Genomic DNA, 25,859 nt, shown 5'->3' with positions numbered 1-25,859 from the left:
ACCTGTGAGGTCTAAATGTAAAAAGTAAAATAGAACTTTCCTGCAAGGTCTTTAAGACCTTGTAGGTATTGTAAGTCAGTATAAAAATACCTACAAGGTTTTTTGAAACCTTGCAGGATAACAAAGGTTGGATCCTTTTAAGAATCAAGAAGACCTAATTTAATATGTTGTCACCTCGAGCGTAGTCGAGAGGTTTTTAACCCCTAAAACTAAATATGAAAACCAATTCATTTTTTCAAAAAGCTTCTGTCGTGTTCAGTTTATTTGTATTGCTGAATGTTTTTTCTACGGAAGTAAATGCGCAAATAGAACGCGTAGAACCGCCTTTTTGGTGGGCAGAGATGGAAACTTCAGAAATTGAAATTCTTTTCTACGGAAAAGATATCGCAGAATATTCAGTTTCAACTCAAGAAGAAGTTGTGATTAACGGCGTTCTAAAAACCGAAAATCCTAATTATCTGTTTGTAACTATTGAAACCAAAAATCTTCAACCGCAAACATTACATTTCAACTTTTCAAAAAAGAAACGTGTAAAATTTACACAGGAATATGAGTTGAAAGAACGCAAAGAAAATTCAGCATTAAGAGAAGGTTTTTCTAGTGCCGACGTCATGTATTTATTAATGCCCGATCGTTTTGCTAACGGAAATCCAGACAACGATTCTGTAAAAGGTTTAGCCGATAAATTAAACAGAGAAGCAGAAGGAGGAAGACACGGTGGCGATATTCAGGGAATCATCGATCATTTAGATTATATTGAAGATTTAGGAGCGACTGCCATTTGGAGCACGCCATTATTAGAAGATAACGATAAGGGCTATTCTTACCATACTTACGCACAAAGTGATGTGTATAAGATCGATCCGCGTTACGGAAGTAATGAAGATTACCGACGTTTAGCTGAAGAAATGCATGAGCGCGATATGAAGCTCATTATGGATTATGTGACCAACCACTGGGGAGCAGAACATTGGATGATTAAAGATTTACCAACTTATGATTGGATTCATCAGTTTCCTGGTTACGCCAATTCTAATTACAGAATGGAAACTCAATACGATCCGCACGCTTCCGCAATCGATGCGAAATATTGTGAAAAAGGGTGGTTTGTTAGAACAATGCCCGATTTAAACCAAAGTAATCCGTTAGTGCTTCAATATCTTATTCAGAATGCGATATGGTGGATCGAGTTTGCCGATTTAGATGGTTTTCGCGTAGATACTTATAGTTACAACGATAAAGAAGGCATCTCGAAATGGACCAAAGCAATTATGGATGAATATCCTAATTTCAACATCGTAGGAGAAGTTTGGTTACACAATCAGGCGCAAATTTCTTATTGGCAAAAAGACAGTGAGATTGGTGCGTTACAAGATTTTAATTCGTACTGTCCATCGGTGATGGATTTTACTTTGCACGATGCGCTGGGCAATATGTTTAAAGAAAAAGCAGGTTGGGGTAGCGGTATGCAAAAAGCTTACGGTAATTTTGTGAACGACTTTTTGTACCCAAATACCAATAATCTTTTAGTGTTTCTAGAAAATCACGATACCGGAAGGTTCAATGAGATTTACGATCAAGATTTCAATAGCTATCAATTAGGGTTGACTTTAATTGCAACGACTCGCGGAATTCCTCAATTGTATTACGGATCAGAAATTGCGATGCGTGGCGATAAAGGAAAAGGCGATGGAGATATTCGTCGAGATTTTCCCGGTGGTTGGGAAAGTGATAAGCAAAATGCTTTTCAGGCTTCAGAGCGAACAGAACTGCAAGAAAGCTTCCACAGTTTTACGAAGAAGTTGCTGAATTTCAGAAAAAATTCAAAAGCGATTCACGAAGGAGAATTAACACATTACTTGCCGGAAAATAATGTTTACGTGTATTTCCGTGAATTAGCAGACGATAAAGTGATGGTGATTTTGAATAATAATGAAGAAGAGCAAAACTTAGATTTAAACCGTTTTCAAGAAAATTTAAACGGTATTTCAACCGGAAAAGAAGTATTAAGCGGAAAACAACTTCAGCTAAAAGAAAAATTAAGCATTGCCGGTAAAACGCCAATGGTGATTCAATTATAAGATTTATTAAAATGAAAAAATATTTTATTCTAGCGAGTGCGTTGGCTTTATTCATAAGCTGTAAAGACAACAAGCAAGCAACTTCAACAGAAGAAGCTTCAGTAGCGACAGAAGAAGTTCAGGATAGCATTGCGCCATTTCAAGATGAAATGATGGAGAATGCAGTGATTTATGAAGCTAATATTCGTCAATATTCACCCGAAGGAAGTTTTGAAGCCTTCACCAAAGATATTCCGAAGTTAAAGGAGATGGGTGTGAAAATTCTTTGGGTGATGCCAATTTATCCTATTTCTCAGGTGAAAAAGAAATCTGCTGACGGGAAGTTTGCAGAAGATATCGAAGATCCAAAAGAGCGTGAAAAGATCTTAGGGAGCTACTACGCGATTTCAGATTATACCGAAGTAAATCCGGAATTTGGAACCAAAGAAGATTTTAGAAAATTAGTGAAAACCGCTCACGAAAATGATATTTATGTCATTTTAGATTGGGTACCCAATCACACGGGTTGGGATCACGTTTGGATAGAAGAACATCCCGATTATTACACGCAAAATGAAAATGGGGAAATTATCGATCCTATAAATCCGGAAACTGGAGAAGCTTGGGGTTGGGATGATGTAGCCGATTTAAATTACGACAATCAAGAAATGCGTAAAGAAATGATCGCAGATATGTTGTATTGGATCAAAGATGAGCATATCGATGGTTTTCGATGTGATGTAGCGAGCAACGTACCGACCGATTTTTGGGAGCAAGCTATACCTCAATTACGCGAAGAAAAAAACGTATTTATGTTAGCCGAAGCTTGGCAACCGGAGTTAATGGAGAATAATTTATTCGATATGGTTTACGGTTGGGATTTTCATCACGAGATGAATAAAATAGCGCAAGGCGAATTAACTGCCGAAGCTTGGGAAGAGAAAATGCAAGAAATGCAAGAAAAGTATAAGACTGAACATATTTTAATGAATTTTACTTCTAACCACGATGAAAATTCTTGGTCTGGTACGGTAAAAGAGCGATTAAATGGCGGAGTAGAAACTTTTGCCGCTTTAAGTTTTACCGCTCCGGGAATGCCATTAATTTATTCAGGTCAAGAATATGATATGGATAAACGACTTCGTTTCTTCGAAAAAGACACTATTTCTAAAGAAACCAATCATATGTTTTCTGTGTATAAAAAATTAGGTCAGCTAAAAAATGAAAATGTAGCTTTAAACGGTGGTCAACAACCGGCAAGTTATGAACCTTTAGAAAATTCAGCACCCAAACAGGTGATCGCCTTTAAAAGAATGAAGGATGGAAATGAAATAATTTACTTGGCAAACGTTACCAATAAAGAGGTAGAAGTTGAAGTAAATCTGGAAGGTGATTTTCAAGATTACATGAATAATAACAAAACCTTAACCATTAAGAAAAATCAAAAAATCAAGATGTTACCATGGGAATATCACATTTTGAAATAGCCAAAATTTTGATATCATAAAAAAAAGCCCCATTTGTTGGGGCTTTTTTAATATAGTTATTAACAGAAAACGTTTTAGACGTTTCATTTATTAGGTTTTATGATAAAATTCAAATATTTTTGAATCATATGGAACAAAAAATTAAGAATATTGGTGTTCTTACTTCAGGAGGAGACTCTCCGGGAATGAATGCCGGGATACGCGCGGTAGTTCGTGCTTGTGCTTACCATAAAATAAAATGTACCGGAATTTACAGAGGTTACCAAGGTTTAATTGAAAAAGACTTCGAAGAATTAAACGCAAGGTCTGTAAGAAACGTAATCAACAGAGGAGGTACATTCTTAAAATCTGCCAGGTCAAGAAGATTTATGACTGTTGAAGGTAGAGTTACTGCTCACGAAAATTTAATTTCAGAAAAAATAGATGCACTCGTAGTTATTGGAGGTGATGGTACTTTCACAGGAGCTTCTGTTTTTAAGAAAGAGCATAATTTTCCGATAATTGGTATTCCGGGAACTATCGATAACGATATACGTGGTACAGATTATACCATAGGTTACGACACTGCATTAAATACAGTAGTCGAGGCTATCGACAAAATTAGAGATACTGCAAATTCTCATAATCGCTTATTTTTAGTTGAAGTAATGGGAAGAGACGCCGGTGATATTGCCTTAAATGCGGGAATCGGTGCAGGAGCAGAAGAAATTTTAATACCAGAAGAAAACTTAGGAACAGAAAGACTTTTAGAATCTTTAAAAAGAAGTAAAAAGTCCGGAAAAACTTCAAGTATCATTGTGGTTGCTGAAGGCGATCAAATTGGTAAAAACATCTTTGAATTAGCAGAATTTATAGAAACTAACTTAGAAGATTATGAAGTACGTGTTACCGTTCTAGGGCATATTCAACGAGGAGGTTCTCCAAGTTGTTATGATCGTGTACTTGCCAGCCGTTTAGGGATTGGCGCAGTAGACGCATTACTAGAAGGTAAAAGTGATATGATGGTAGGGATAAAAGACAAAAAATTAACATATGTGCCTTTCGATCTGGCAATTTCAGGAGAAAATGAAATTGATATCGATCTAAGAAGGGTTGCAGATATAACTTCAATTTAAAAATTAAAACTTATGAGTAAAGTAAATGTAGCTATCAACGGTTTTGGTCGTATTGGTAGAATTGCTTTTAGAATAGCAAACGAAAATCCGAATATTAATATAGTAGGAATTAACGATTTATTAGAAGTAGATCACTTAGCATATATGTTAAGATATGATTCTACACACGGTAAATTTAACGGAGAAGTAGAAGTTAAAGATGGTAATTTAGTTGTAGATGGTAACGAAATCCGTGTTTCTGCAGAAAAAAATCCTGCAGACCTTAAGTGGGATGCTCTAAATGTAGACGTAGTTTTAGAATGTACAGGTATTTTTAAAACTCAAGAAACAGCAAAAGGACACCTTGATGCTGGAGCTAAGAAAGTAGTAATTTCTGCACCAACCAAAGAAGACGTTCCTATGTTCGTAATGGGTGTAAACCACGAAAAAGCGACAGCAGAAGACAAAATTGTTTCTAACGCTTCTTGTACTACAAACTGTTTAGCTCCTTTAGCTAAAGTTATTGATGATGAATTTGGTATCGTAGAAGGTTTAATGACAACCGTACACGCGAGTACTTCAACTCAATTCACTGTAGATTCTCCATCTAGAAAAAACTTTAGATTAGGACGTAGCGCTATTTCTAACATTATCCCAACCTCTACAGGAGCTGCAAAAGCGGTAGGAGTGGTAATTCCTGAATTAGACGGAAAACTTACCGGGATGGCATTTAGAGTACCAACTGCAGATGTATCTGTTGTAGATCTTACTGTTAGAACAAAAAAAGAAGCTTCTTTAGAAGACATTAAAAAAGCATTAAAAACTGCTGCAGACGGTAATTTAAAAGGAATTTTAGGTTATACTGAAGAAGAAGTAGTTTCACAAGATTTCGTAGGTGAAGGTCAAACAAGTGTTTTCGATGCAGGTTCTAGTATCGCACTTAACGATAACTTCTTTAAATTGATCTCTTGGTATGATAACGAGTGGGGTTATTCAACAAAGTTAATTGACCTTGCGTTACACGTAAATTCACTTAAATAATCGTCTATGTTATTAATAGCAGATGGCGGTTCTACCAAGTGCGATTGGATACTTTTAGACGATAACGGCGAAAAAGTATTTAAAACACGCACAAAAGGATTAAACCCGGCGGTTTTCAAGACACCAGTTCTTGAAAGCCGTTTACGGGAAAATGAAGACCTTGCTCAAGTAAAAGATAAAATTACCCAAGTAGGTTTTTTTGGCGCCGGTTGTGGTACAAAAAGACCAACAGAGAACCTTAAAAGAATTATTGGGGAATATTTTACGAATGCAGAAGTAGATGTTCGCGAAGATATGGTTGCGGCCTCTTATGCAGTGACTTCAGAACCGGGTATTGTTTGTATTTTAGGTACAGGTTCTAACAGTTGTTTTTTCGATGGTAAAGATGTAAGAATGGCAGTAGATTCATTAGGTTATATCTTAATGGATGAAGCCAGCGGAAATTACTTCGGAAAACGTTTAATTAGAGATTACTACTATAAGAGAATGCCGGTAGTTCTTGCAAAAGAATTTGAAGAGCGTTTTAACTTAGATGCAGACGAGATTAAACGTAACTTATACCAAGAAGACAATCCAAATACTTACCTTGCACATTTTGCAGAATTCATTTTTACAAGTGAAGAAGTAAATGGCTATTTCTATAAACTCATTTCTGAAGGAATGAAAAAGTTTATCGAAAACCGTGTACTTTGCTTTAGAGAATCTCAAAATGTACCAATTCACTTCGTAGGCTCAATAGCGCATTTTTCAAAAGAAATTATTGAAGACGCTTTAAAACCTTACAGTTTAGAATTAGGTAACATTGTAAGAAGACCAATCGATGGTTTAATAGAACATTATAGAAAAAACGTAATCAACAATGCCTCTTAAAACAATAAATCCAACAGCTACTAAAGCTTGGGAAAAGTTAGCTAAACATTATCAAGAAATAAAAGATCAAAAATTAGTAGATCTTTTTGCTGAAGATGCTTCTAGAGCAGAAAAATTTCAGTTGAAATGGAATAACTTTTTTGTAGACTATTCTAAAAACAGAATAAATACTACTACCAAAGATTTATTATTAGAATTGGCAAACGAAGTTGAATTGAAAGATGCGATAGAAAAGCAATTCAACGGAGATAAAATTAATCAAACCGAAGGGAGAGCTGTACTTCACACCGCACTTCGTGGAAACGAAAAGCCGGAAGAAGTAAAAGAAACCCTTCAAAAAATGAAAGACTTCTCGCAAGAAGTTATTTCAGGAGAATGGAAAGGTTATACCGGTAAAGCCATTACAGATGTCGTAAACATTGGTATTGGTGGTAGTGATCTAGGACCACAAATGATCGTAGATTCTTTACAATACTACAGAAATCATTTAGGCGTTCACTTCATTTCAAATGTAGATGGAGATCACGTGATGGAAACCATTCAGGATCTAGATCCAGAAACTACACTTTTTATTATTGTTTCTAAGAGTTTTACCACTCAAGAAACGATTACAAACGCAAACACAGTAAGAAATTGGTTCTTAAAAACTGCTGCTAAAGAAAATGTTGCAAAACACTTCGTAGCCGTTTCAACCAACTTAGAAAGTGTAAAAGAATTTGGTATCGCAGATCAAAACATTTTCCCAATGTGGAATTGGGTTGGTGGTCGTTTTTCACTCTGGAGCGCGGTAGGTTTATCTATTGCTTGCGCGGTAGGTTTTGAAAATTATCAAAGCTTATTAGACGGAGCCGGAAAAATGGACGAGCATTTTCAAACAACCGATTTTAAAGACAATATTCCCGTAACGTTAGCGCTTTTAAGTATTTGGTACAATAACTTTTTTGATGCCGAAACAGAAGCTATTATTCCTTATTCACAATATTTACACAAACTAGTACCTTACTTACAGCAAGGTATTATGGAAAGCAACGGAAAAAGTGTTTCTCGCGACGGAAATAAAATACCTTATCAAACCGGAACCATTGTTTGGGGAGAACCGGGAACCAATTCTCAACACGCATTTTTTCAATTAATACATCAAGGTACTAAATTAATACCGTGTGATTTTATTGGCTTTAAAAAGTCGTTACACGGTAATAAAGAACACCAAGATAAATTAATGGCTAACTTTTTTGCTCAAACTGAAGCTTTGCTGAAAGGTAAAACTCCGGCACAAGTAGAAGAAGAGTTAAAAGATATGGATGCTGAAAAGGCTTCAACCTTAAAACCTTTTAAAGTTTTTGAGGGTAACAAGCCAACCAACACTTTATTGATCGATAAATTAACTCCGGAAACCTTAGGAAGTTTAGTAGCTTTATACGAGCATAAACTATTTGTACAAGGTGTGATTTGGAATATTTTTAGCTATGACCAATGGGGAGTTGAATTAGGTAAACAATTAGCCAACGGAATTTTAAAACAGATGGAAACGAAAGATTTTTCTCAACCACAAGATGCTTCAACGCAAAGTCTGGTAAAAGAATACCTTTCGTAAAAACAAATTTACCCCACAAAAAAGCCGAGTTAGAAACTCGGCTTTTTTTATAGATAAAATCAGATGATTCACAATTTGTAAGAATGTGTTTTCATCATTCCGGACTTGATCCGGAATCTCATACTGCTTTGCAAACAATTTAATAAGAGCAAGTCTAAAATCAACACTTCGACTCCGCTCAGTGTGACAAAAAGTATAACACTTTTATATTTTCAACAGAACATTCAAAAATTATTTCTGCTTCATTTTAGTAATTCTTTCAATTTCGTTGAGTAACAAGGGGAAAGCCGGATGCGTCATTCCGTGGCCGTAACCATCCATTTCATATAAAGTCGTTTCGGTGTGCCCAATTACTTTCATCATTCGCATCATATAAGCGTTCTCTTCATAGCGGCCTAACATTTCTTTTTCGCGATCTCCGGTGATTAAAAGTAGAGGCGGAGCGTCTTTACGAACGTGAAAAAGCGGAGCCAAACTATCGATGATCGGAGTTTTGCCGTCAATACCTCGCTCTTTTCTAACAGTAAAATGCGTGATGGTATGTCCGCTAAACGGGATTAATCCTGCAATATCGTTGGCATCAATATCAAATTCTTTTAAATATTTTTTATCTAACCCGATCATACTCGCTAAATATCCTCCGGCAGAATGACCTGAAACAAAAATTAACGATTTATCGCCACCATAATCTTCAATATTTTTAAATGCCCAAGCTACTGCCGCTGCGGCATCTTCAATATAAGTAGGGGCGGTAACTTTGGGATGTAATCGATAATTTACACCAATTACTGCAATGCCTTTTTCCTTTAATAACTGCGGAATTTCTTTTTCACCACCACTTAAACCACCACCGTGAAACCAAACCACTGTTGCAAAATTCTCTTTATTGGTAGGGTAATAAATATCTAATACACATCGATCGGCTTTGTAGTTATCACCTTTGATTTGTTTTTTGGTGTAGTACGAAATATTCTCTTTGGTTTCGTAAGTAGTCTGTGCTTGAATGCTAAATGTTGAAATAAATAAGCACAGAAAAAATAAGTTTTTCATAAATGTTAGTTTTTATTTTGATTATCCGTTATTTATAATAATTAATTTCTGCGTCATTCTGAATTTATTTCAGAATCTCATATAATGCTAAAAATCAAAGCTTATCAGATGAGACCCTGAATCAAGTTTAGGGTGACGAAACATTTTATGATGCATTACGGACATTCAATTTTGATTTCTTCAAAGATAAATGCTAATCGTTAAGCTGAAGAATTTCCATACATTTTTGTTGAATTTCTTTAAACTCTTCTTGATGTTGTGTTAAATCTCTATTCCAAAACGGGATCATTGCTGAAAGTTTTTCTGCTTTATCTTTTTGCTGAAGTAACTCAGGGAAAGCTAATTGAATAATATCGATCATAATATGAACCGCGGTTGAAGCTCCCGGTGAAGCGCCTAAAAGTGCAGTGATGCTTCCTTCTTGATTGTGTACGATATCGGTACCAAATTCTAAACTTCCACCTTTTTTTTCGTCTTTTTTAATAATTTGAACACGTTGCCCCGCAACTTTAAGTTCCCAATCTTCAGACTTTGCATCTTTTACAAACTCACGCAGATCGTTCATTCGGTCTTCGTGATCTTTACTAACTTGACTAATTAAATATTCGGTTAGCGGAAGGTTGTGCCAAAATGCGCCTAACATCGACGAGATATTATCTAATTTAATAGATTTGATTAAATCTGTATAACTCCCTTCTTTTAAAAATTTGGTGTTGAATCCCGCAAACGGACCAAACATCAATTCTTTTTTACCATTAATATAGCGAGTATCTAAATGCGGAGTTGACATTGGTGGCGCGTCGGGTCCTGCTTTACTATAAACTTTCGCATCGTGTTTCTCGATCACTTCTCGGTTTTTGCAAACCAGCCATTGCCCGCTCACAGGAAAACCACCATAACCTTTTTTCTCTTCAATTTCAACTTTTTGAAGTAAAGGTAATGCTCCACCGCCGGCACCAATAAATACGTGATCGGCATCGTAATATTTTTTCTGTTCGTTTTTTAGATCTTTAACTTCGACCAACCAATCTTCTTGATCGGGATCTACATCGAGTACATCGTGATTTCTAAAAACCGGAGTATCAAATTTCTCTTCTAAAATGCTGAAGAATTGCTCCGTAATATTCCCGAAGTTGACTTCGGTTCCTAATTCCATTCTTGTGGCTGCCATTGGTTCAGAAGAATGATCTCTGTTTTTCATAATGAGCGGAAACCATTCTATTAAGGTTGAATAATCTTCTGAAAACTCCATTTCTCTGAATGCAAATTCTTTACTCATCTTCTCGAAACGTTTCTTTAAAAATTCAACGTTATCTTTTCCGGTCACCCAACTATGGTGTGGCGCTTTATGAATGAATTGTTTCGGGTTTTTAACTAAATTTTGCTCTACTAAATACGCCCAGAATTGTTTCGATTTTTCAAACTGGTCAAAAATCTGAATGGCTTTAGAAATGTCGATACCTCCATCTTCTTTTTCCGGAGTATAATTAAGTTCGCAAAAGGCCGAATGTCCGGTTCCGCTATTGTTCCAAGCTTCAGAACTTTCTTGGGCAACTTTGTCTAAACGTTCAAAAATGGCAATTTTTACAGAAGAATCGATGAGTTTAAGCATTAAGGCTAAGGTGGCGCTCATAATCCCGCCGCCTACGCAAATGAGGTCGTATTTTTCTGCTATTGGTTTCTTGTTCATCGTTCGTTGTTTTTTCTTTAAAGTTAACCTATATGAAGTTGTTTATGGAGGTTCTAAAAAGACTTTGACGTTATTTTAAGACTTGCACCAGGGATTGAACGGCGTGTTTGAGCTCTTTTTAAATTTTAATGAGAAATTTAAAAAAGCGAGTAGTGAAAGCCCGACCCAGAGGGTGGTGCCCTCATCAAATTTTCAGGAATTTTCTTAATACTTTAATAAGAAAGAAGTTGGTTAAAAATAAATTTCTATTTTTAAGAAAATTACTTGATTCATGTTGGTTAAAGTTTTTGGTAGTGCGGTTTTTGGGGTAGAAGCTACGACCATAACGGTAGAGGTAAATGTCGATAAAGGCATTGGCTACCATTTGGTGGGCTTGCCCGATAATGCTATTCGAGAGAGTAGTTATCGCATTGCGGCTGCTTTACAAAACAACAAATATAAATTACCTGGAAAGAAGATTACCATTAATATGGCGCCGGCAGATCTACGTAAAGAAGGTTCTGCTTACGATCTTACTTTAGCCTTAGGGATTTTAAGTGCTTCTTCACAAATTAAAGCTGAAAATATTAGTGATTATCTTATTATGGGTGAACTTTCTTTAGATGGAAGTTTGCAACCTATAAAAGGCGCTTTGCCTATTGCGATTAAAGCGAAAGAAGAAGGTTTTAAAGGTTTTATTTTACCGAAACAAAATGCTACAGAAGCTGCTATCGTGAACGGCTTGGAAGTTTATGGAGTTGAAAATATTACAGAAGTAATTAATTTTTTTGATAAGGGAGAAGCTTTAACAAGAACCGAAATTGATACCCGAAAGCAATTTTACGAGAATTTAGAACATCCTGAATTCGATTTTGCCGATGTGAAAGGACAAGAATCGATCAAACGTTGTATGGAAATTGCTGCTGCCGGAGGTCATAATATTATTTTAATTGGTCCGCCGGGATCGGGAAAAACGATGCTCGCCAAGCGATTGCCGAGTATTTTACCACCGATGACGTTGCACGAAGCTCTAGAAACCACAAAGATTCATAGTGTTGTTGGGAGAACTTCTAATTTAGGCGGATTAATGGCAGAACGCCCTTTTCGTAGTCCACATCATACGATTTCTGATGTGGCGCTAGTCGGCGGCGGTCAATATCCGCAACCGGGAGAAATATCGATGTCGCATAATGGCGTTTTGTTTTTAGATGAATTACCCGAATTTAAGCGTTCGGTGTTAGAGGTAATGCGACAACCGCTGGAAGATCGAGAAGTCACGATTTCTAGAGCCAAATTTACGGTGACTTATCCGTCAAGTTTTATGTTGGTCGCGAGTATGAATCCGAGTCCTGGTGGTTATTTTAACGATCCCGATGCGCCGGTTACTTCTTCACCTGCAGAAATGCAACGCTATTTAAGCAAGATTAGCGGACCGCTTTTAGATCGTATCGATATTCATATAGAAGTGACTCCGGTGCCATTCGATAAGCTTAGCGAAGAACGAAAAGGTGAAAGTAGTGTAGTGATTAGAGAGCGAGTAACTAAAGCCAGGCAGTTACAAACCAATAGGTTTAAAAACTTAAAAAATGTACATTACAATGCGCAAATGGGGGTGAAGCAAATACGAGAGTTTTGTAAGTTAGATGAAGCTTCTAAGCAGTTATTAAAAACCGCAATGGAGCGTTTAAACCTTTCTGCTAGAGCTTACGATCGTATTTTGAAAGTTTCACGAACGATTGCCGATTTAGAAAATTCAGAAAAAATTACAGGAAAACATATAAGTGAAGCCATCCAATACCGGAGTTTAGATCGCGACGGATGGTTAGGATAAGAAAAAAACGATGAAAAAGATTATACTTTTAAGTTTAGGATTAGCTTTTATTGCTTGCAAAAATGAGCAAGAAAATAACATACAACCTGCAAACGAGATCACAGAAGAAGACACCAGTATTGTAGAAGATATTAAGGGAGAATTGATGCCTTTAGAAGATATTCAGCTTACTTTAAGTAAGGCTAATAAATTGGTAGAGCTTCCTTTAGAATGTATAAGTACCAAATATCCTTACAAACCGGGTTATACGTTAACTTCTGAACAAGATTTACAAACGCCAGATACGATTCATCCGGCATTTTATGGTTGTTTCGATTGGCATTCTGCGGTTCACGCGCATTGGTCGTTAGTGAATTTATTAAAACAATTTCCAGATTTAGAAGAAGCCGATGCGATTAAAGAACAGCTTCAGTTACATCTTTCTGAAGAGAATATTCAACAAGAATTAAAGTATTTCAAGAAGAAAGAGAACAAATCGTTTGAACGTACTTATGGTTGGGCTTGGTTGCTTAAACTCTCGGAAGAATTACATACCTGGAACGATTCTATTGCGAAGCCTTTACAGCAAAACCTTCAGCCTTTAGCAGATCAAGTGGTAGAAAATTATATGGAATTTCTACCTAAATTAAACTACCCAATTCGCGTAGGAGAACACGAAAACACCGCTTTTGGGATGACTTTTGCTTACGATTATGCAAAAACCACAGAAAATGAAAAACTAGTTGATCTTATCACTTCTCGAGCAAAAGATTTTTACTTAGGTGACGATAACTGCCCGATGGGTTGGGAGCCAAGTGGTTTCGACTTTCTTTCGCCTTGTTTAGAAGAAGTAGATTTAATGCAACGCGTTTTGGCAGAACAGACTTTTAAAATGTGGTTAAAAGACTTTATGCCCGGTTTAATGCAAAAAGATTTTGAATTAACACCCGGTGAAGTTTCCGATAGAACCGATGGAAAACTAGTGCATTTAGACGGTTTAAATTACAGTCGTGCTTGGGTGTTTTATAATTTAGCGAACAAGTATGAAGACGATTTTAAACACTTAAAATTAATCGGTGATCAGCACGTTTCTCACTCCTTCAAAGACCTTTTTGGTGACTCTTACGAAGGTGGGCACTGGTTAGGTACTTTCTCAATTTATGCTTTAAGTCAGCGTAAATAAATTATTATTTATGAAACATATAGATTTAAATTGTGACTTGGCAGAAGGCGGAGCGTTCGATGCTGCACTAATGCCATTAATCTCTTCTTGTAATATTGCTTGCGGCGGTCATTTTGGTAATGATAAAACGATTACTGAAGCTGTTCGTTTAGCTTTAAAACATCAGGTAAATATTGGTGCACATCCTTCATATCCCGATCCTGAAAACTTCGGAAGGAAAAAGCTGGATATTGAATTAGACAAGCTGAAAAACACGCTTAAAACTCAAATTTTAGCGGTTAAAACAATTACCGAAAGGCTAGGAGGGAAGCTGCATCACGTAAAACCGCACGGAGCACTTTATAATGAAATTGCTAAAGATGAAGAAAAAGCTCGCTTGGTCGTAGATGCTGTAAAGGAGATCGACGAACAATTAATACTTTTTGTACCGCCGAATTCTGTGGTAGAAGCAATCGCTAAAACAAAATTAAACACTTGGAAAGAAGGTTTTGCAGACCGAAATTATGAGGCCGATTTTAGTTTGGTTTCACGCTCAAAAAACAAGGCTGTTTTACATGAAAAAGAAGCTGTATTTCAGCACGTATTTTTAATGGTTTCTGAAGGAAAAATTCAGCTTGAAAATGATGCGTTTTTAGAAGCAAATTTTGATACCATTTGTGTGCATAGCGACACTCAGAATTCAGTTGAAATTTTTAAGTATTTGCGAGAACAATTAGCATTGAAAAATATTAAAATAGGATAGAAGATGAAGTACCAAAAACCAAGTATTCAAGCATTCGGTAATCAAGCTATTTTATTGTCTTGGGAAGAAATAATTGAAGAAGATTTACTATATTACTTGCTTCAGGTGAAGAAAAATATTCAAAATTATTATATTGAAGTTAAGGTTGAAATAACAAACACATATAATTCATTATTAGTGAATTATATATCAACTATAAATAATATTTATGATGAAATTTCAGTAGTTGAGAAGCTAATTTTGGTCGATAGTGAGCAGCAAAAACTTCAACTCCATCAGTTTACGCTTCCGGTATGTTACGATGAAAAATTTGGTTTAGATCTAGCTTTGCTAAGAAAGCAGAATAACTTAGAAATTTCAGAAATAATTCAACTTCATACCCAACCTAATTATACGATTTTCTTTACCGGTTTTTTACCCGGATTTTTATACCTCGGCGGGCTCGATAAAAAGCTTCATATTTCACGTAAAAAATCACCCCGTTTAAAGGTTGAAAAAGGAGCGGTTGGCATCGGTGAAAAACAAACCGGAATTTACCCGCAAATTTCTGCCGGCGGATGGCAACTTATTGGTAATTGTCCGGTTTCAATTTTTGACGTAGAAAACGAAAAACCTTCTCCGTTTCAAGCGGGCGATAAACTTAAATTTGAGTCGGTAAGTTTAGAAGCATATCAAGAGATCAAAAATCAAGTCGAAGAAGGAAACTATCAATTGAAAAAAGAAGTTTATGAGCATTAAAGTGAAACAACCGGGATTGTTAACCAGCGTTCAAGATTTTGGGAGAACCGGTTTTGCGAGTTACGGAGTTCCGCAAAGTGGTGTGATGGATCGCTACTCTGCCAAAATTGCAAATCTTTTGGTGGGAAATACCGAATACGAAGCCGTTCTAGAAATCACGATGATGGGGCCAACCTTAGTTTTTGAAGAAGAAATGTTAGTGGCACTTTCAGGTTTAGAAGCCGTAGTAACTTTAAATGATAAGAAAATAGAGCTTTTAAGACCTTTTGAAGTTAAAAATGGAGATGTACTTCAAATAAAGCAGATCACGAAAGGAATACGTTTATATTTGGCTATGAACGGAGGGTTTCAAACTGAAATGAAGTTGAAAAGCAGAAGTATGTACGAACCTATTACGAAAACTAGCGCTTTACAAAAAGGCGATCAACTCCAGATTGCTGAATATCGTGATACCAAAGAGAAAACTTTTGCACATTTAAAATACGAAGCCGAAAAGTATGCTTCTGAAGCTATTGAAGTTTATCCCGGTCCTGAATTTGATTTTCTTACCGATGCGATGATCGATAAATTACTTCAGCAAACATTCAGCGTTTCAAAAAATAATAGCCGAATGGCTTATCAATTAGAAGAGAAAATCGAAAATAACTTGAAACCCATTTTAACACAACCTGTTTTGCCGGGAACAGTTCAATTTACGCCGGGAGGTAATCTCATTATTTTGATGCGTGATGCGCAAACAACAGGCGGTTATCCGAGAATATTTCAGCTAACCGAAGAAAGTATTAATTTATTAGCGCAAAAAAAGCAAGGCGATGCTATTCAGTTTCAATTAAAAAATTATGAACGGTAAGATTTTATTCATTTTAGTTTTTATTTGCAGTATGGCAAACGCACAACAAAAAGATTGGGCTAATCTTAGATTTTATGAGAAAGAAAATCTAGCATTAGCAGAAGAAATTCCGTTAGAAGATCACATTATTTTTATGGGAAATTCGATCACACAGTTTTGGAAGCCAACAAGGCCGGAGTTTTTCGATAAAAATCCATATCTCGATCGTGGAATTAGCGGGCAAACGACTTCGCAAATGTTATTGCGTTTTCGAGAAGATGTGATCGATCTGCAACCGAAAGCTGTAGTGATTTTAGCCGGTATTAACGATATCGCAGAAAATACCGGTCCTATTAAAGTAGAAAACATTTTTGGGAATATTGTTTCGATGGTAGAATTGGCCAAAGCTAATGATATTGAGGTGATCTTATGTTCGGTATTGCCGGCAGCAGCATTCCCTTGGAACGCCAAGATCGACCCGAAACAGAAAATCATTCAACTTAATAACTTACTTTCAGCCTACGCTACAAAGCATGATATTTCTTACGTAGATTATTACGATGGCATGGTGATGGAAGATTTATCATTAAATCCGGAATATGCAGAAGACGGTGTTCATCCTAATAAAAAAGGTTATTCGGTGATGGAACCTTTGGTTGAACAAGCGATTGAAAATTTAAAATAATTACTACTCGCAAGCTTTCCAAAGCGGCTCGTTGGGTAACGGAGCGACAAAAGACATTTCTTCTTTTTGAACCGGATGAGTTAATGTAAGTTTTCTGGCGTGTAAATGAATGCTGGCGTCTTTGTTGCTGCGATCAAATCCATATTTTAAATCGCCTTTAATTGGGCACCCAATGGCCGATAACTGACTACGAATCTGGTGATGCCTTCCCGTTTCTAGATCGATTTCCAGCAGAAAGTAATTATCTAGCTTTTTTATGATTTTATAATGAAGAATCGCTTTTTTACTATCGGGAACTTCATTTTTATGCGCGTAAGATTTATTTTGTTTTGGGTTTCGCTTTAAATAATGAACGAGCGTATCTTGTTTTTTAGGCGGTTCATTTTTTACCAACGCCCAATAGGTTTTCGCTGTCTTCTTTTCAGCAAAAAGTTTGTTCAAGCGTGGTAAAGCTTTAGAAGTTCTAGCAAATAAAACAATCCCTGTTGTTGGTCGGTCTAAACGATGCACAACTCCTAAATATACATTGCCGGGTTTATTGTATTTTTCTTTTAAATAAGATTTTACAACTTCACTTAGAGGTTTATCTCCGGTTTTATCGCCTTGTACAATATCGCCGGCGCGTTTATTGACGACGATCAAGTGATTGTCTTCGTAAACGACTTTTAAATTGTCTTTATGAGAATGTTCTTTTTTCAAATTACTTAAACTTATTTTTAATAGCTTTTTCAGTTTTATAAAATAAGATCGCCACCGGAATAAGCAAAACTACAATTGCAGAGATCGATAAAACGGCTGCATCTACGCCTGTTAGAAACGGACCAATAAGCGAAATCAATATCATACCAATGCCGCATTTAAGCATCATAATGGAAGAATAGCGTTGTGCAAAATCCCATTGCTCTTGCGTTTCCATAGAAGTAGAAGTGCGATAACCGTAAAACGAATTGATTTCTTTCGGTGGAAACTTCAACAACAATAAACTCACGATCACGAAAATGATTCCGCTTAATAATAATGGAGTCGTAAATGCATTGAAAAGATTTTCCATTAGTTATGCGTGAGTTGAGTGATCACTTTTTCGTGCTGCGGAAATTTTTCTAATAATTCAGCGCTACTCGGTAAAGTGAAATCTCTAAAATCGAAACCCGGTGAAACGGTGCAACCTACCAAAGCATAAGATTCTGGTTGAATTATTCTTGCGGCAAACCAATAATTTTTAGGAACCACAAATTGCGGAACTTCGCCATTTTCTAGGTTGTTGCCAATAATCACTTCAGAAAGTTTTCCTTCTTCAGAAATCATAAAAAGCTGAATGGCGCTTCCTTTATAAAAATGCCAAAATTCGTCTTGATTAATTTTATGAAATGCTGAAAAGGTTTCAGAAGTCAGTAGAAAATAAATACAAGTAGAAAAATTACGATCTCCGTCAAACACATCGGGAAGTTGATTTTCTAAAATTTTACCTTCACTACGGTAAGTTTCTTTAAAATAACCACCTTCCGGATGCGGTTCAAGTTCAAGTCGCTGAATTATTTTTTCGGCTTCCGTCATTAATATTGCTCGTTCTCGTTCGGGAAATCACCCGATTTCACATCTTTATGATAAGCTGCAAAAGCATTGGTCATTTCGGTATGTAAATCTAAATAACGACGTAAAAAACGCGGATTAAATTCGTGCGTCATCCCTAGCATATCGTGAACTACTAATACCTGACCATCAACTCCGTTACCGGCGCCAATCCCAATGACAGGAATCGAGATACTTTCGGCTACTTCTTTAGCAAGTTTTGCGGGTACTTTTTCTAAAACTACTGCAAAACAGCCTATTTTCTCTAGCATTTTAGCATCGGCTTTGAGCTTTTCGGCTTCAGCTTCTTCTTTCGCTCTAACGGTATACGTTCCAAATTTATAGATCGATTGTGGCGTTAATCCTAAATGTCCCATGACAGGAATACCGGCATTTAAAATTCGTTTAATCGAATCTTTAATTTCTTTACCACCTTCAAGTTTTAAAGCGTGTGCGCCACTTTCTTTCATAATTCTAATCGCAGAACGCAAAGCTTCTTTTGGATCACTTTGGTAAGAACCAAATGGTAAATCTACCACTACTAACGATCGATTAATCCCTCTAATTACAGAAGAAGCGTGGTAAATCATTTGGTCAAGCGTTATCGGTAAAGTGGTTTCGTGACCGGCCATCGTATTGGCTGCAGAATCTCCTACTAAAATCACATCGATCCCGGCACCATCTACAATACTCGCCATCGTGAAATCGTAAGCTGTAAGCATCGAAATTTTTTCTTTGTTGGCTTTCATTTCTACCAACGATTTTACCGTAACTCTTTTATATTGTTTTTTTGCAACAGACATTTTCTTGTTTTTTGTTGAAGTAAAAGTACTAAATTAGTACACGAACATCAAAACATTAACGCTATGCGATTTTTCACTTTTATCCTGTTGTTTTTTATAGGTTTTAGCAGTTTTTCTCAACCTTCAGAAGCGGCTGCAAAGCATATGGTTCAAGAGTTTTTTAAAGCTTTTCACGATCAAGACAGTGTAAAACTGAAAACTTTTGCTTTTGAAAAAGTTCAACTAAAATCTATCGGAAAAAAAGAAAACGGAAAAATGGTGGTGAATACCGATAGTTACGAAAAATTCGTAAGTTCAATTTCTTCTATTCCTGCGGAAGTTAATTTTGAAGAACGACTAGGGAATTTAACAGTGAATACCGATGGTTATTTGGCAAATGTTTGGATGCCTTACGAGTTTTACATCAATAATGAATTAAGCCATTGTGGCGTAAATAACTTTCAACTTATTTATATCGACAAAGCCTGGAAAATACTCTCGATTGTCGATACTCGAAAAAAACAAGCTTGTAAAGACTAATCTTGTAGATTACTTTTTAAATTCGCTACCAAAACACAATCTTATGAATTATATACTCTTTGACGGAGATGCCAGAAATAAATTATTGCCTTTCACTTTTACACGACCGGTTGCCGATATTCGTGTAGGTATTTTAACCATTCGTGAAAAGTGGGAACTTTTGCTAGAAAGTACAACGACTACCGTTACTGAAGCTTATTTATCTGAAAAATGGCCAATGGTGGAGTTAGAACAGAACGTGATGATTAATGGAGCGTATTTTCCTTCAGAAAGTTTATTGCAGCAAATAGAAAATCTAAAGGCTAATCAAGTGATCGTTCATCAAGATACTTATGTCGCTTTTCTAACTGCGGAAGATGAAGAAATAGATCTAGAAAGTTTTGATACCATAGAAGTAGAAGAAGAACCTTTGTTTATCGAAAATACTTGGGATATTTTTTCTAAGAACGGCGATGCTATCGAAAGAGATTTTTACTGGTTAACCAAAGATCGAGAATCTGCAGAAATTCCTGAATCTGTTTTCTGTATAAATAAAGAACGCATTTTTGTAGAAGAAGGTGCAAAATTAACCATTGCTAGTTTAAACGCGAGTAACGGACCAATTTACATCGGTAAAGATGCTGAAGTGATGGAAGCTTGTAGCGTACGCGGTCCGTTTGCACTTTGCGAGCATTCAACTTTAAAAATGGGTGCAAAAATTTATGGACCAACCACCGTTGGACCGCATAGTAAAGTTGGAGGAGAGGTAAATAATTCAGTAATATTTGGTTATTCTAATAAAGGGCACGACGGCTTTTTAGGAAATGCTGTTTTAGGTGAATGGTGCAATTTAGGAGCCGATACCAATAATTCTAACTTGAAGAATAATTATGCTGAGGTAAGATTGTGGAGTTACGAAACCGAAGGTTTTGCCAAAACCGGATTACAATTTTGCGGATTAATGATGGGAGATCATTCTAAATGCGGAATTAACACGATGTTTAATACAGGAACAGTAGTTGGTGTAAGTTCTAATATTTTTGGTGCCGGTTTCCCTAGAAATTTTGTACCGAGTTTTAGTTGGGGCGGCAGTAGCGGAACAACCACCTATAAAACCAATAAAGCTTTTGAAGTTGCTGAAAAAGTAATGGAAAGACGCAGCATTTCTTTTTCAGACCAGGACAAGGCAATTTTAGAACACGTTTTTGAAGAGACTTCTAAATTTAGAAGAGGATAATTATTTAATCATTATTCCATAATTTAAAAGCAGTCCGCTAAGATTTTCTTTTGAAAAGTGGGCTGCTTTTATGTTGTTTATTTCCGGGTTGATGTTGAAGTTTTGCGCAGTCGTAAAATTGCTTTTTACTATGTTACTGCGTTCAAATACAGCTCCGCTTAACAAGCTTTCGTGAAAGTTGCTCCCTTCAAGATCGGCTTCTGTAAAATCTACTTCTTTTAAACTGCAATTTTCAAAATTGGTTTTCTTCATCTTACATTGGTAGAACGAAGAAAAATCAAGCTGACAGTCTTTAAAATTCACCTGAAATAAAAATGGGTTGCAAAGGTCGAAGCGTAAGCCTAAGAGTTTACAAGCTTCAAAATTACAATCGTTAAGACTGCAAGAACTTAAGTTGGCAGCGCTAAAATCGCAGGTATGAAACTCACATTCTATAAAATTGAAGTTGAGTAACTTCATTCCGGTAAATTGACAATTTTGAAAGCTACAATTGTCAAATTCGACAATTTCTTTTTCAGTTGAAAAATCTACGTTTTTAAAAGTTTCGTCTTGGTAATATTTCATCTTAAAATTAAAAAGCCCGAAGTTAAATAAACTTCGAGCTTTTCTATAGTATTCAGCAATTTAAAAATTTTAAATACCGGTATAATTTTGCGGAGTAATCACTTTTAATTCAGCTTTTATTTCTTCAGAAACCTCTAGCGTTTCAATAAAATCTGCAATACTTTTTGCAGTGATTTTCTCGTTGGTTCTGGTTAAACCTTTTAAAGCTTCATAAGGATTTGGGTAAGCTTCGCGACGTAAGATAGTTTGTATCGCTTCGGCAACAACAGCCCAGTTTTTCTCTAGATCTTCGTGAAGTTTATCTTCATTCAGCAATAATTTATTCAATCCTTTTAAAGTAGATTGTAAAGCGATTAACGTATGTCCCATTGGCATTCCAATCGTTCTTAACACCGTACTATCGGTAAGGTCTCGTTGTAAACGGCTTACCGGTAATTTTGCTGCTAAATGCTCAAATAAAGCGTTGGCGATCCCTAAATTACCTTCGCTATTTTCAAAATCGATCGGGTTTACTTTATGTGGCATCGCAGAAGAACCTACTTCACCTTTTTTAATTTTTTGCTTAAAATAATCCATCGAAACGTACGTCCAGATATCACGATCTAGATCGATCAAAATGGTATTGATACGTTTTAAAGCATCGAAAGTTGCCGCCATATAATCGTAATGCTCGATTTGAGTGGTCGGGAAGGAGTGCTTCATCCCTAAGCTTTCTACGAATTCGGTTCCAAATTTTTTCCAGTCGATAGTTGGGTAAGCAACTTTGTGTGCGTTGTAATTACCGGTTGCGCCACCAAATTTTGCTGCTGTCGGGGTTTGCGCTAAGGTTTTTATTTGCTCTTCGATACGCGTAATAAACACATCAATTTCTTTACCTAAACGAGTAGGAGAGGCAGGTTGCCCGTGAGTTCTGGCAAGTAGCGGAATTTCTTTCCAGTCTTCTGCCATTTCTTTTAGTTTATCTAAAACCTCGTTTAAAACCGGATAATAAACTTGCTCGATCGCATCTTTTAAACTTAATGGTACCGAGGTGTTATTAATATCTTGAGAAGTTAAACCAAAATGAATAAATTCTTTAGATTCGGTTAAACCTAGCTCATCCATTTCTTTTTTGATGAAATATTCAACCGCTTTTACATCGTGATTGGTCACCGATTCTATATCTTTTACCGCTTGCGCATCTTCCACAGAAAAATTTTCATAGATCTCACGAAGTTTAGGAAAATAAGAAGCGTCTACTTTTTGTAGTTGAGGTAAAGGTAATTCACAAAGTGCGATAAAATATTCGATCTCTACTTTTACTCGATACTTGATTAGCGCTTCTTCGCTAAAATAAGAAACTAGATCTTTGGTTTTGGAAGCATATCTCCCGTCGATTGGTGAAATTGCCTGAAGCGGATTCATAGGTTTGCTTTAAAAATTTAAAGCGGTAAATATAAAACTTAAGGTTCAGCAAAAAAATAGATTAACTAAGTAATTTTTATGGCAATGTAAATTGTTAATTATCAAAAATTTAAATTATTCAGTAGAAATTAATTGTAATTTAGAATTCTCATATTTTACAAAATGATAAGTAAAAAGGTTTTACAACGAGAATTAGAAAATTTTCCCGATCATTTTACCATCGATGAGCTAGTTGGTAAACTTATAGTTTTAGAGAAAAGACAGCGTGAAAATACTTATACTAGTGGTATTGGTCATATTTCAGTAAAAGAATTAGATGCAGAAATAGAGAAGTGGTTTAAAATGTAAGCTAACCTATTTCAGTTAAAATTTTTCTGGCGCGCGCTTTATATCCTGAAGTGCCTCGAGCATAATTTTGCTCTAAAATAAGCTTTAATTCCGGGTGAATCCACGCTGTTTTTGTGCCTAATAAATACAAAGTTTGCATACTGTAAGCTTGTGGTGCCACTTTTTGCGGACTAATTAACCAATCGAAACAAATCGTAGTAATTTTCTCTTGATCTTTAGTTTGAAGTTGAATCGTAGGATTTTTACTGAAATGATCGAGCGTCCATAATTCAAAAATTTTAGCCAAAGGTCTAATCACATCATCTTGTTTTGCTATTGAAGCGATTTTAAACAATTTCTTTTTATGCTGAAATATTAAAGCAGCATCTTTTTGACAAACCAATTCTAAAGCGCGAGCTGCTTTACCTGAAACATCTTTATGCTCATCTAGAATAAATACAGGAACTACTTCAATCAATTGTGGTGATACTAATAATTTTTGGGTGAAAAACTTTCGGTTTTCGGGAGTTGTGTTTAGTTGAAGTAGGTCTGTTAAAAGTTTATCTTTCACGATTCTAAACTATAATTAATTATTTGCCAATAACCGATCCACTAATTCAACTACACCGACAGAAGCTTTCTCGGCAATCACTTCAATTTTATTAGTAGAATTGATCGACGGATTGGGGTCTATAAAATAAACCGGCGTATGTTCTGGAGCGTAATGCATTAAACTCGCTGCGGGATAAACTTGCATCGAAGTGCCAACGATAATAAGTAAATCTGCTTTTTCAACTAAACTTACGGCAACTTCTAACATGGGTACTTGCTCTCCAAACCAAACAACGTGAGGGCGTAATTGAGAATTGTGTTCACAGAAATCACCTAGGTTTAAATCGTCTTTCCAATCGAGAATTAAATCTTCATTAAAGGTACTTCTAACTTTAAATAGTTCTCCGTGAAGATGTGTAACCTGGGAGCTTCCGGCGCGTTCGTGTAAATCATCTACGTTTTGAGTAATGATATTTACGTGATACTTTTCTTCTAACTTAACCAGCGCTTCGTGAGCAGGATTAGGTTTTACTGTTTTTAATTGTCTTCTACGTTTGTTATAAAAATCTAAAACGAGTTCTTGGTTATTTTCCCAGCCCTGTGGCGAGGCAACTTCCATCACATCGTGACCTTCCCAAAGTCCGTTATCATCTCTAAAAGTTTTTATTCCGCTTTCGGCGCTAATTCCTGCACCTGATAATACTACAACGTTTTCCATTATTAAATTATTAACAAAATCAATTAAATTTTATGTAATGTTTAATAATTGTTCAGATTACTATTAAAAAATAAAATTCAACCTTTGAATTACTAATAATCAAAATAAGCATAAATGATGAAAAAATTATCCAAACTTTTACTTTTTATTTCAATTCCTACACTTATTATGAGTTGTAGTGATGATGACGACAGTTTCGACAATCCTATTTTTGAAGGAGAAAGCGTTACTTACGATTTAAGATCGGTTGCAGATCCTTCAATTTCTGGTGAAGCGACTTTTGTTGAACAGGAAGATGGTTCAACTATTATAGAGTTGAATATTATGGGAACTCCAGACGGTGGTATGCATCCGGCACATATTCACGAAAACACTGCTGCTGAAGGTGGTGACATTGCAATTTCTTTAGATCCTGTAGATGGTAGTACCGGTATGAGTACAACTATTGTTTCTGCAGATGATAATGGTAATGCCGTAACTTTTGAAGAATTAACAAGTTATGATGGTTACATTAATGTGCATTTAGGCGCAGAAGAATTAGGTACAATTGTCGCACAAGGTGATATCGGGCAAAATGCGTTAACCGGAGAATCACTTTCTTATGATTTAGATGAAAGAGCTGTTGACGGTATTTCTGGAACAGTAATGTTCGAAGAACGTATGAATGGTGAAGCTTTAGCAACCATTATGTTAAATGGTACACCGGCCGGCGGAATGCACCCTGCACATATTCATATGAATACTGCAGCAGAAAGCGGAGCAATCGCTTTTACGTTTAATCCTGTAAACGGAGATACTGGAATGAGTATGACCAACGTAAGTGAATTAGACGATGAAGAAACTGCTTTTATGTATAGTGATATTATGGATTATGATGGTTATGTGAATGTTCACTTGAGTGCTACCGATTTAGGAACAATCGTAGCTCAAGGAGATATCGGTCAAAATGCGTTAACTGGAGAATCACTTACCTATACTTTAAATGAAGTTGATATTGCTGGTATTTCTGGAACAGTAATGTTCGAAGAACGTTTGAACGGTGAAGCTTTAGCAACTATTATGTTAGATGATACACCGGCTGGTGGTGAACATCCTGCACACATACATATGGGAGCTGTAGGAGATTCTGGAGCAATTGCTTTTAGTTTTAATCCAGTAGATGGAGATACTGGAATGAGTATGACGAACGTAAGCGAATTTGATGATGATACTGCTTTTATGTATAGTGACATTATGGACTATGACGGTTATGTAAATGTACACGCAAGTGCAACAGATTTAGCTACTTTAGCTGCTCAAGGTAATATTGGTGCAAACGCTCAATAATTAGCCAAA

At 36.1% G+C, this 25,859-nt stretch carries 26 protein-coding genes; 16 read left to right on the top strand and 10 right to left on the bottom strand.

Annotated features, from left to right (window positions below):
* Window positions 1-215 precede the first annotated feature (215 nt).
* From G551_RS0104905 to pgi, 6 genes are all read left to right on the top strand, one after another.
* Window positions 216-2,081 (top strand): glycoside hydrolase family 13 protein, encoded by a 1,866-nt coding sequence (locus G551_RS0104905; RefSeq protein ID WP_051191265.1) that lies wholly within the window; start codon window positions 216-218, stop codon window positions 2,079-2,081.
* Between the two features lie 11 nt (window positions 2,082-2,092).
* Window positions 2,093-3,547 (top strand): alpha-amylase family glycosyl hydrolase, encoded by a 1,455-nt coding sequence (locus G551_RS0104900; protein WP_027884506.1) that lies wholly within the window; start codon window positions 2,093-2,095, stop codon window positions 3,545-3,547.
* Window positions 3,548-3,675: 128 nt separating this feature from the next.
* The gene (gene pfkA, locus G551_RS0104895; RefSeq protein WP_027884505.1) at window positions 3,676-4,662 is read left to right on the top strand and encodes a 6-phosphofructokinase; all 987 of its coding nucleotides are present in this window, start codon (window positions 3,676-3,678) and stop codon (window positions 4,660-4,662) included.
* Between the two features lie 12 nt (window positions 4,663-4,674).
* A complete protein-coding gene (gene gap, locus G551_RS0104890; RefSeq protein ID WP_027884504.1) occupies window positions 4,675-5,682 on the top strand; it encodes a type I glyceraldehyde-3-phosphate dehydrogenase in 1,008 nt (335 codons plus the stop codon).
* A gap of 6 nt (window positions 5,683-5,688) precedes the next feature.
* Window positions 5,689-6,552 carry an N-acetylglucosamine kinase gene (locus G551_RS0104885; RefSeq protein WP_027884503.1) on the top strand — a complete coding sequence of 288 codons (864 nt, stop codon included), beginning with the start codon at window positions 5,689-5,691 and terminating at the stop codon, window positions 6,550-6,552.
* Window positions 6,542-8,146: a glucose-6-phosphate isomerase gene (gene pgi / locus G551_RS0104880; protein WP_027884502.1), complete on the top strand. Its 1,605-nt coding sequence runs from the start codon at window positions 6,542-6,544 to the stop codon at window positions 8,144-8,146. Before G551_RS0104885 ends, pgi begins: the two co-directional genes overlap by 11 nt.
* Before the next feature lie 231 nt (window positions 8,147-8,377).
* Here pgi and G551_RS0104875 read toward each other — a convergent pair whose 3' ends face one another.
* Entirely contained in the window at window positions 8,378-9,196 is an 819-nt protein-coding gene (locus G551_RS0104875; RefSeq protein ID WP_027884501.1) for an alpha/beta hydrolase, read from the bottom strand.
* A 193-nt stretch (window positions 9,197-9,389) separates the two neighbouring features.
* The gene (gene mqo, locus G551_RS0104870; RefSeq protein WP_027884500.1) at window positions 9,390-10,886 is read right to left on the bottom strand and encodes a malate dehydrogenase (quinone); all 1,497 of its coding nucleotides are present in this window, start codon (window positions 10,884-10,886) and stop codon (window positions 9,390-9,392) included.
* A gap of 271 nt (window positions 10,887-11,157) precedes the next feature.
* Here mqo and G551_RS0104865 point away from each other — a divergent pair, with 271 nt between their 5' ends.
* From G551_RS0104865 to G551_RS0104840, 6 genes are read left to right on the top strand one after another with little or no spacing between them, the layout of a single operon-like run.
* On the top strand, window positions 11,158-12,696 hold the full coding sequence (locus tag G551_RS0104865) for a YifB family Mg chelatase-like AAA ATPase (RefSeq protein WP_027884499.1): 1,539 nt from the start codon (window positions 11,158-11,160) through the stop codon (window positions 12,694-12,696).
* Between the two features lie 10 nt (window positions 12,697-12,706).
* Complete coding sequence (locus G551_RS0104860; RefSeq protein WP_027884498.1) at window positions 12,707-13,858, top strand: DUF2891 domain-containing protein; 1,152 nt, start codon at window positions 12,707-12,709, stop codon at window positions 13,856-13,858.
* 10 nt (window positions 13,859-13,868) lie between these two features.
* Window positions 13,869-14,600, top strand: a complete 732-nt coding sequence (pxpA, locus tag G551_RS0104855; protein ID WP_027884497.1) for a 5-oxoprolinase subunit PxpA — start codon at window positions 13,869-13,871, stop codon at window positions 14,598-14,600.
* Between the two features lie 3 nt (window positions 14,601-14,603).
* Window positions 14,604-15,338 (top strand): 5-oxoprolinase subunit PxpB, encoded by a 735-nt coding sequence (gene pxpB / locus G551_RS0104850; RefSeq protein WP_027884496.1) that lies wholly within the window; start codon window positions 14,604-14,606, stop codon window positions 15,336-15,338.
* Window positions 15,328-16,188, top strand: coding sequence for a 5-oxoprolinase subunit C family protein (locus tag G551_RS0104845; protein WP_027884495.1), 861 nt, complete (start codon window positions 15,328-15,330; stop codon window positions 16,186-16,188). The genes pxpB and G551_RS0104845 overlap by 11 nt, the downstream gene beginning before the upstream one ends.
* Complete coding sequence (locus G551_RS0104840) at window positions 16,178-16,852, top strand: SGNH/GDSL hydrolase family protein (RefSeq protein WP_027884494.1); 675 nt, start codon at window positions 16,178-16,180, stop codon at window positions 16,850-16,852. The genes G551_RS0104845 and G551_RS0104840 overlap by 11 nt, the downstream gene beginning before the upstream one ends.
* A gap of 3 nt (window positions 16,853-16,855) precedes the next feature.
* Here the strand turns inward: G551_RS0104840 and G551_RS0104835 are convergent, their stop codons facing one another.
* The 4 genes from G551_RS0104835 to panB are packed head-to-tail and all read right to left on the bottom strand — an operon-like array spanning window position 16,856 to window position 19,224.
* Window positions 16,856-17,551, bottom strand: coding sequence for an RluA family pseudouridine synthase (locus tag G551_RS0104835; RefSeq protein ID WP_027884493.1), 696 nt, complete (start codon window positions 17,549-17,551; stop codon window positions 16,856-16,858).
* Between the two features lies 1 nt (window position 17,552).
* Window positions 17,553-17,903, bottom strand: a complete 351-nt coding sequence (locus G551_RS0104830; protein ID WP_027884492.1) for an SdpI family protein — start codon at window positions 17,901-17,903, stop codon at window positions 17,553-17,555.
* Entirely contained in the window at window positions 17,903-18,406 is a 504-nt protein-coding gene (locus G551_RS0104825) for a cupin domain-containing protein (RefSeq protein WP_027884491.1), read from the bottom strand. Before G551_RS0104825 ends, G551_RS0104830 begins: the two co-directional genes overlap by 1 nt.
* Window positions 18,406-19,224, bottom strand: coding sequence for a 3-methyl-2-oxobutanoate hydroxymethyltransferase (gene panB, locus G551_RS0104820; protein ID WP_027884490.1), 819 nt, complete (start codon window positions 19,222-19,224; stop codon window positions 18,406-18,408). Before panB ends, G551_RS0104825 begins: the two co-directional genes overlap by 1 nt.
* Before the next feature lie 63 nt (window positions 19,225-19,287).
* Between panB and G551_RS0104815 the strand changes: the two genes are divergently transcribed.
* A complete protein-coding gene (locus tag G551_RS0104815) occupies window positions 19,288-19,743 on the top strand; it encodes a hypothetical protein (RefSeq protein WP_027884489.1) in 456 nt (151 codons plus the stop codon).
* A gap of 43 nt (window positions 19,744-19,786) precedes the next feature.
* Window positions 19,787-20,959 carry a GlmU family protein gene (locus G551_RS0104810; protein WP_027884488.1) on the top strand — a complete coding sequence of 391 codons (1,173 nt, stop codon included), beginning with the start codon at window positions 19,787-19,789 and terminating at the stop codon, window positions 20,957-20,959.
* Here G551_RS0104810 and G551_RS0104805 read toward each other — a convergent pair whose 3' ends face one another.
* The gene (locus G551_RS0104805; RefSeq protein ID WP_027884487.1) at window positions 20,960-21,523 is read right to left on the bottom strand and encodes a pentapeptide repeat-containing protein; all 564 of its coding nucleotides are present in this window, start codon (window positions 21,521-21,523) and stop codon (window positions 20,960-20,962) included.
* A 69-nt stretch (window positions 21,524-21,592) separates the two neighbouring features.
* Entirely contained in the window at window positions 21,593-22,927 is a 1,335-nt protein-coding gene (purB, locus tag G551_RS0104800; protein WP_027884486.1) for an adenylosuccinate lyase, read from the bottom strand.
* Between the two features lie 162 nt (window positions 22,928-23,089).
* On the opposite strand from purB, the gene G551_RS0104795 reads away from it, so the two are divergent.
* Window positions 23,090-23,275, top strand: a complete 186-nt coding sequence (locus G551_RS0104795; protein WP_027884485.1) for a hypothetical protein — start codon at window positions 23,090-23,092, stop codon at window positions 23,273-23,275.
* Window position 23,276: 1 nt separating this feature from the next.
* Here the strand turns inward: G551_RS0104795 and G551_RS0104790 are convergent, their stop codons facing one another.
* Window positions 23,277-23,825 carry a hypothetical protein gene (locus tag G551_RS0104790; protein ID WP_027884484.1) on the bottom strand — a complete coding sequence of 183 codons (549 nt, stop codon included), beginning with the start codon at window positions 23,823-23,825 and terminating at the stop codon, window positions 23,277-23,279.
* Between the two features lie 15 nt (window positions 23,826-23,840).
* The gene (locus G551_RS0104785) at window positions 23,841-24,524 is read right to left on the bottom strand and encodes an SIR2 family NAD-dependent protein deacylase (RefSeq protein ID WP_027884483.1); all 684 of its coding nucleotides are present in this window, start codon (window positions 24,522-24,524) and stop codon (window positions 23,841-23,843) included.
* A gap of 114 nt (window positions 24,525-24,638) precedes the next feature.
* On the opposite strand from G551_RS0104785, the gene G551_RS0104780 reads away from it, so the two are divergent.
* On the top strand, window positions 24,639-25,850 hold the full coding sequence (locus G551_RS0104780) for a CHRD domain-containing protein (protein ID WP_229797312.1): 1,212 nt from the start codon (window positions 24,639-24,641) through the stop codon (window positions 25,848-25,850).
* Window positions 25,851-25,859: the final 9 nt, after the last annotated feature.

Origin of the sequence: Mesonia mobilis DSM 19841 (assembly GCF_000423405.1) — a bacterium.
GTDB classification, from domain to species: Bacteria; Bacteroidota; Bacteroidia; order Flavobacteriales; family Flavobacteriaceae; genus Mesonia; species Mesonia mobilis.
This window is presented reverse-complemented; position numbering and strand designations above follow the sequence as displayed.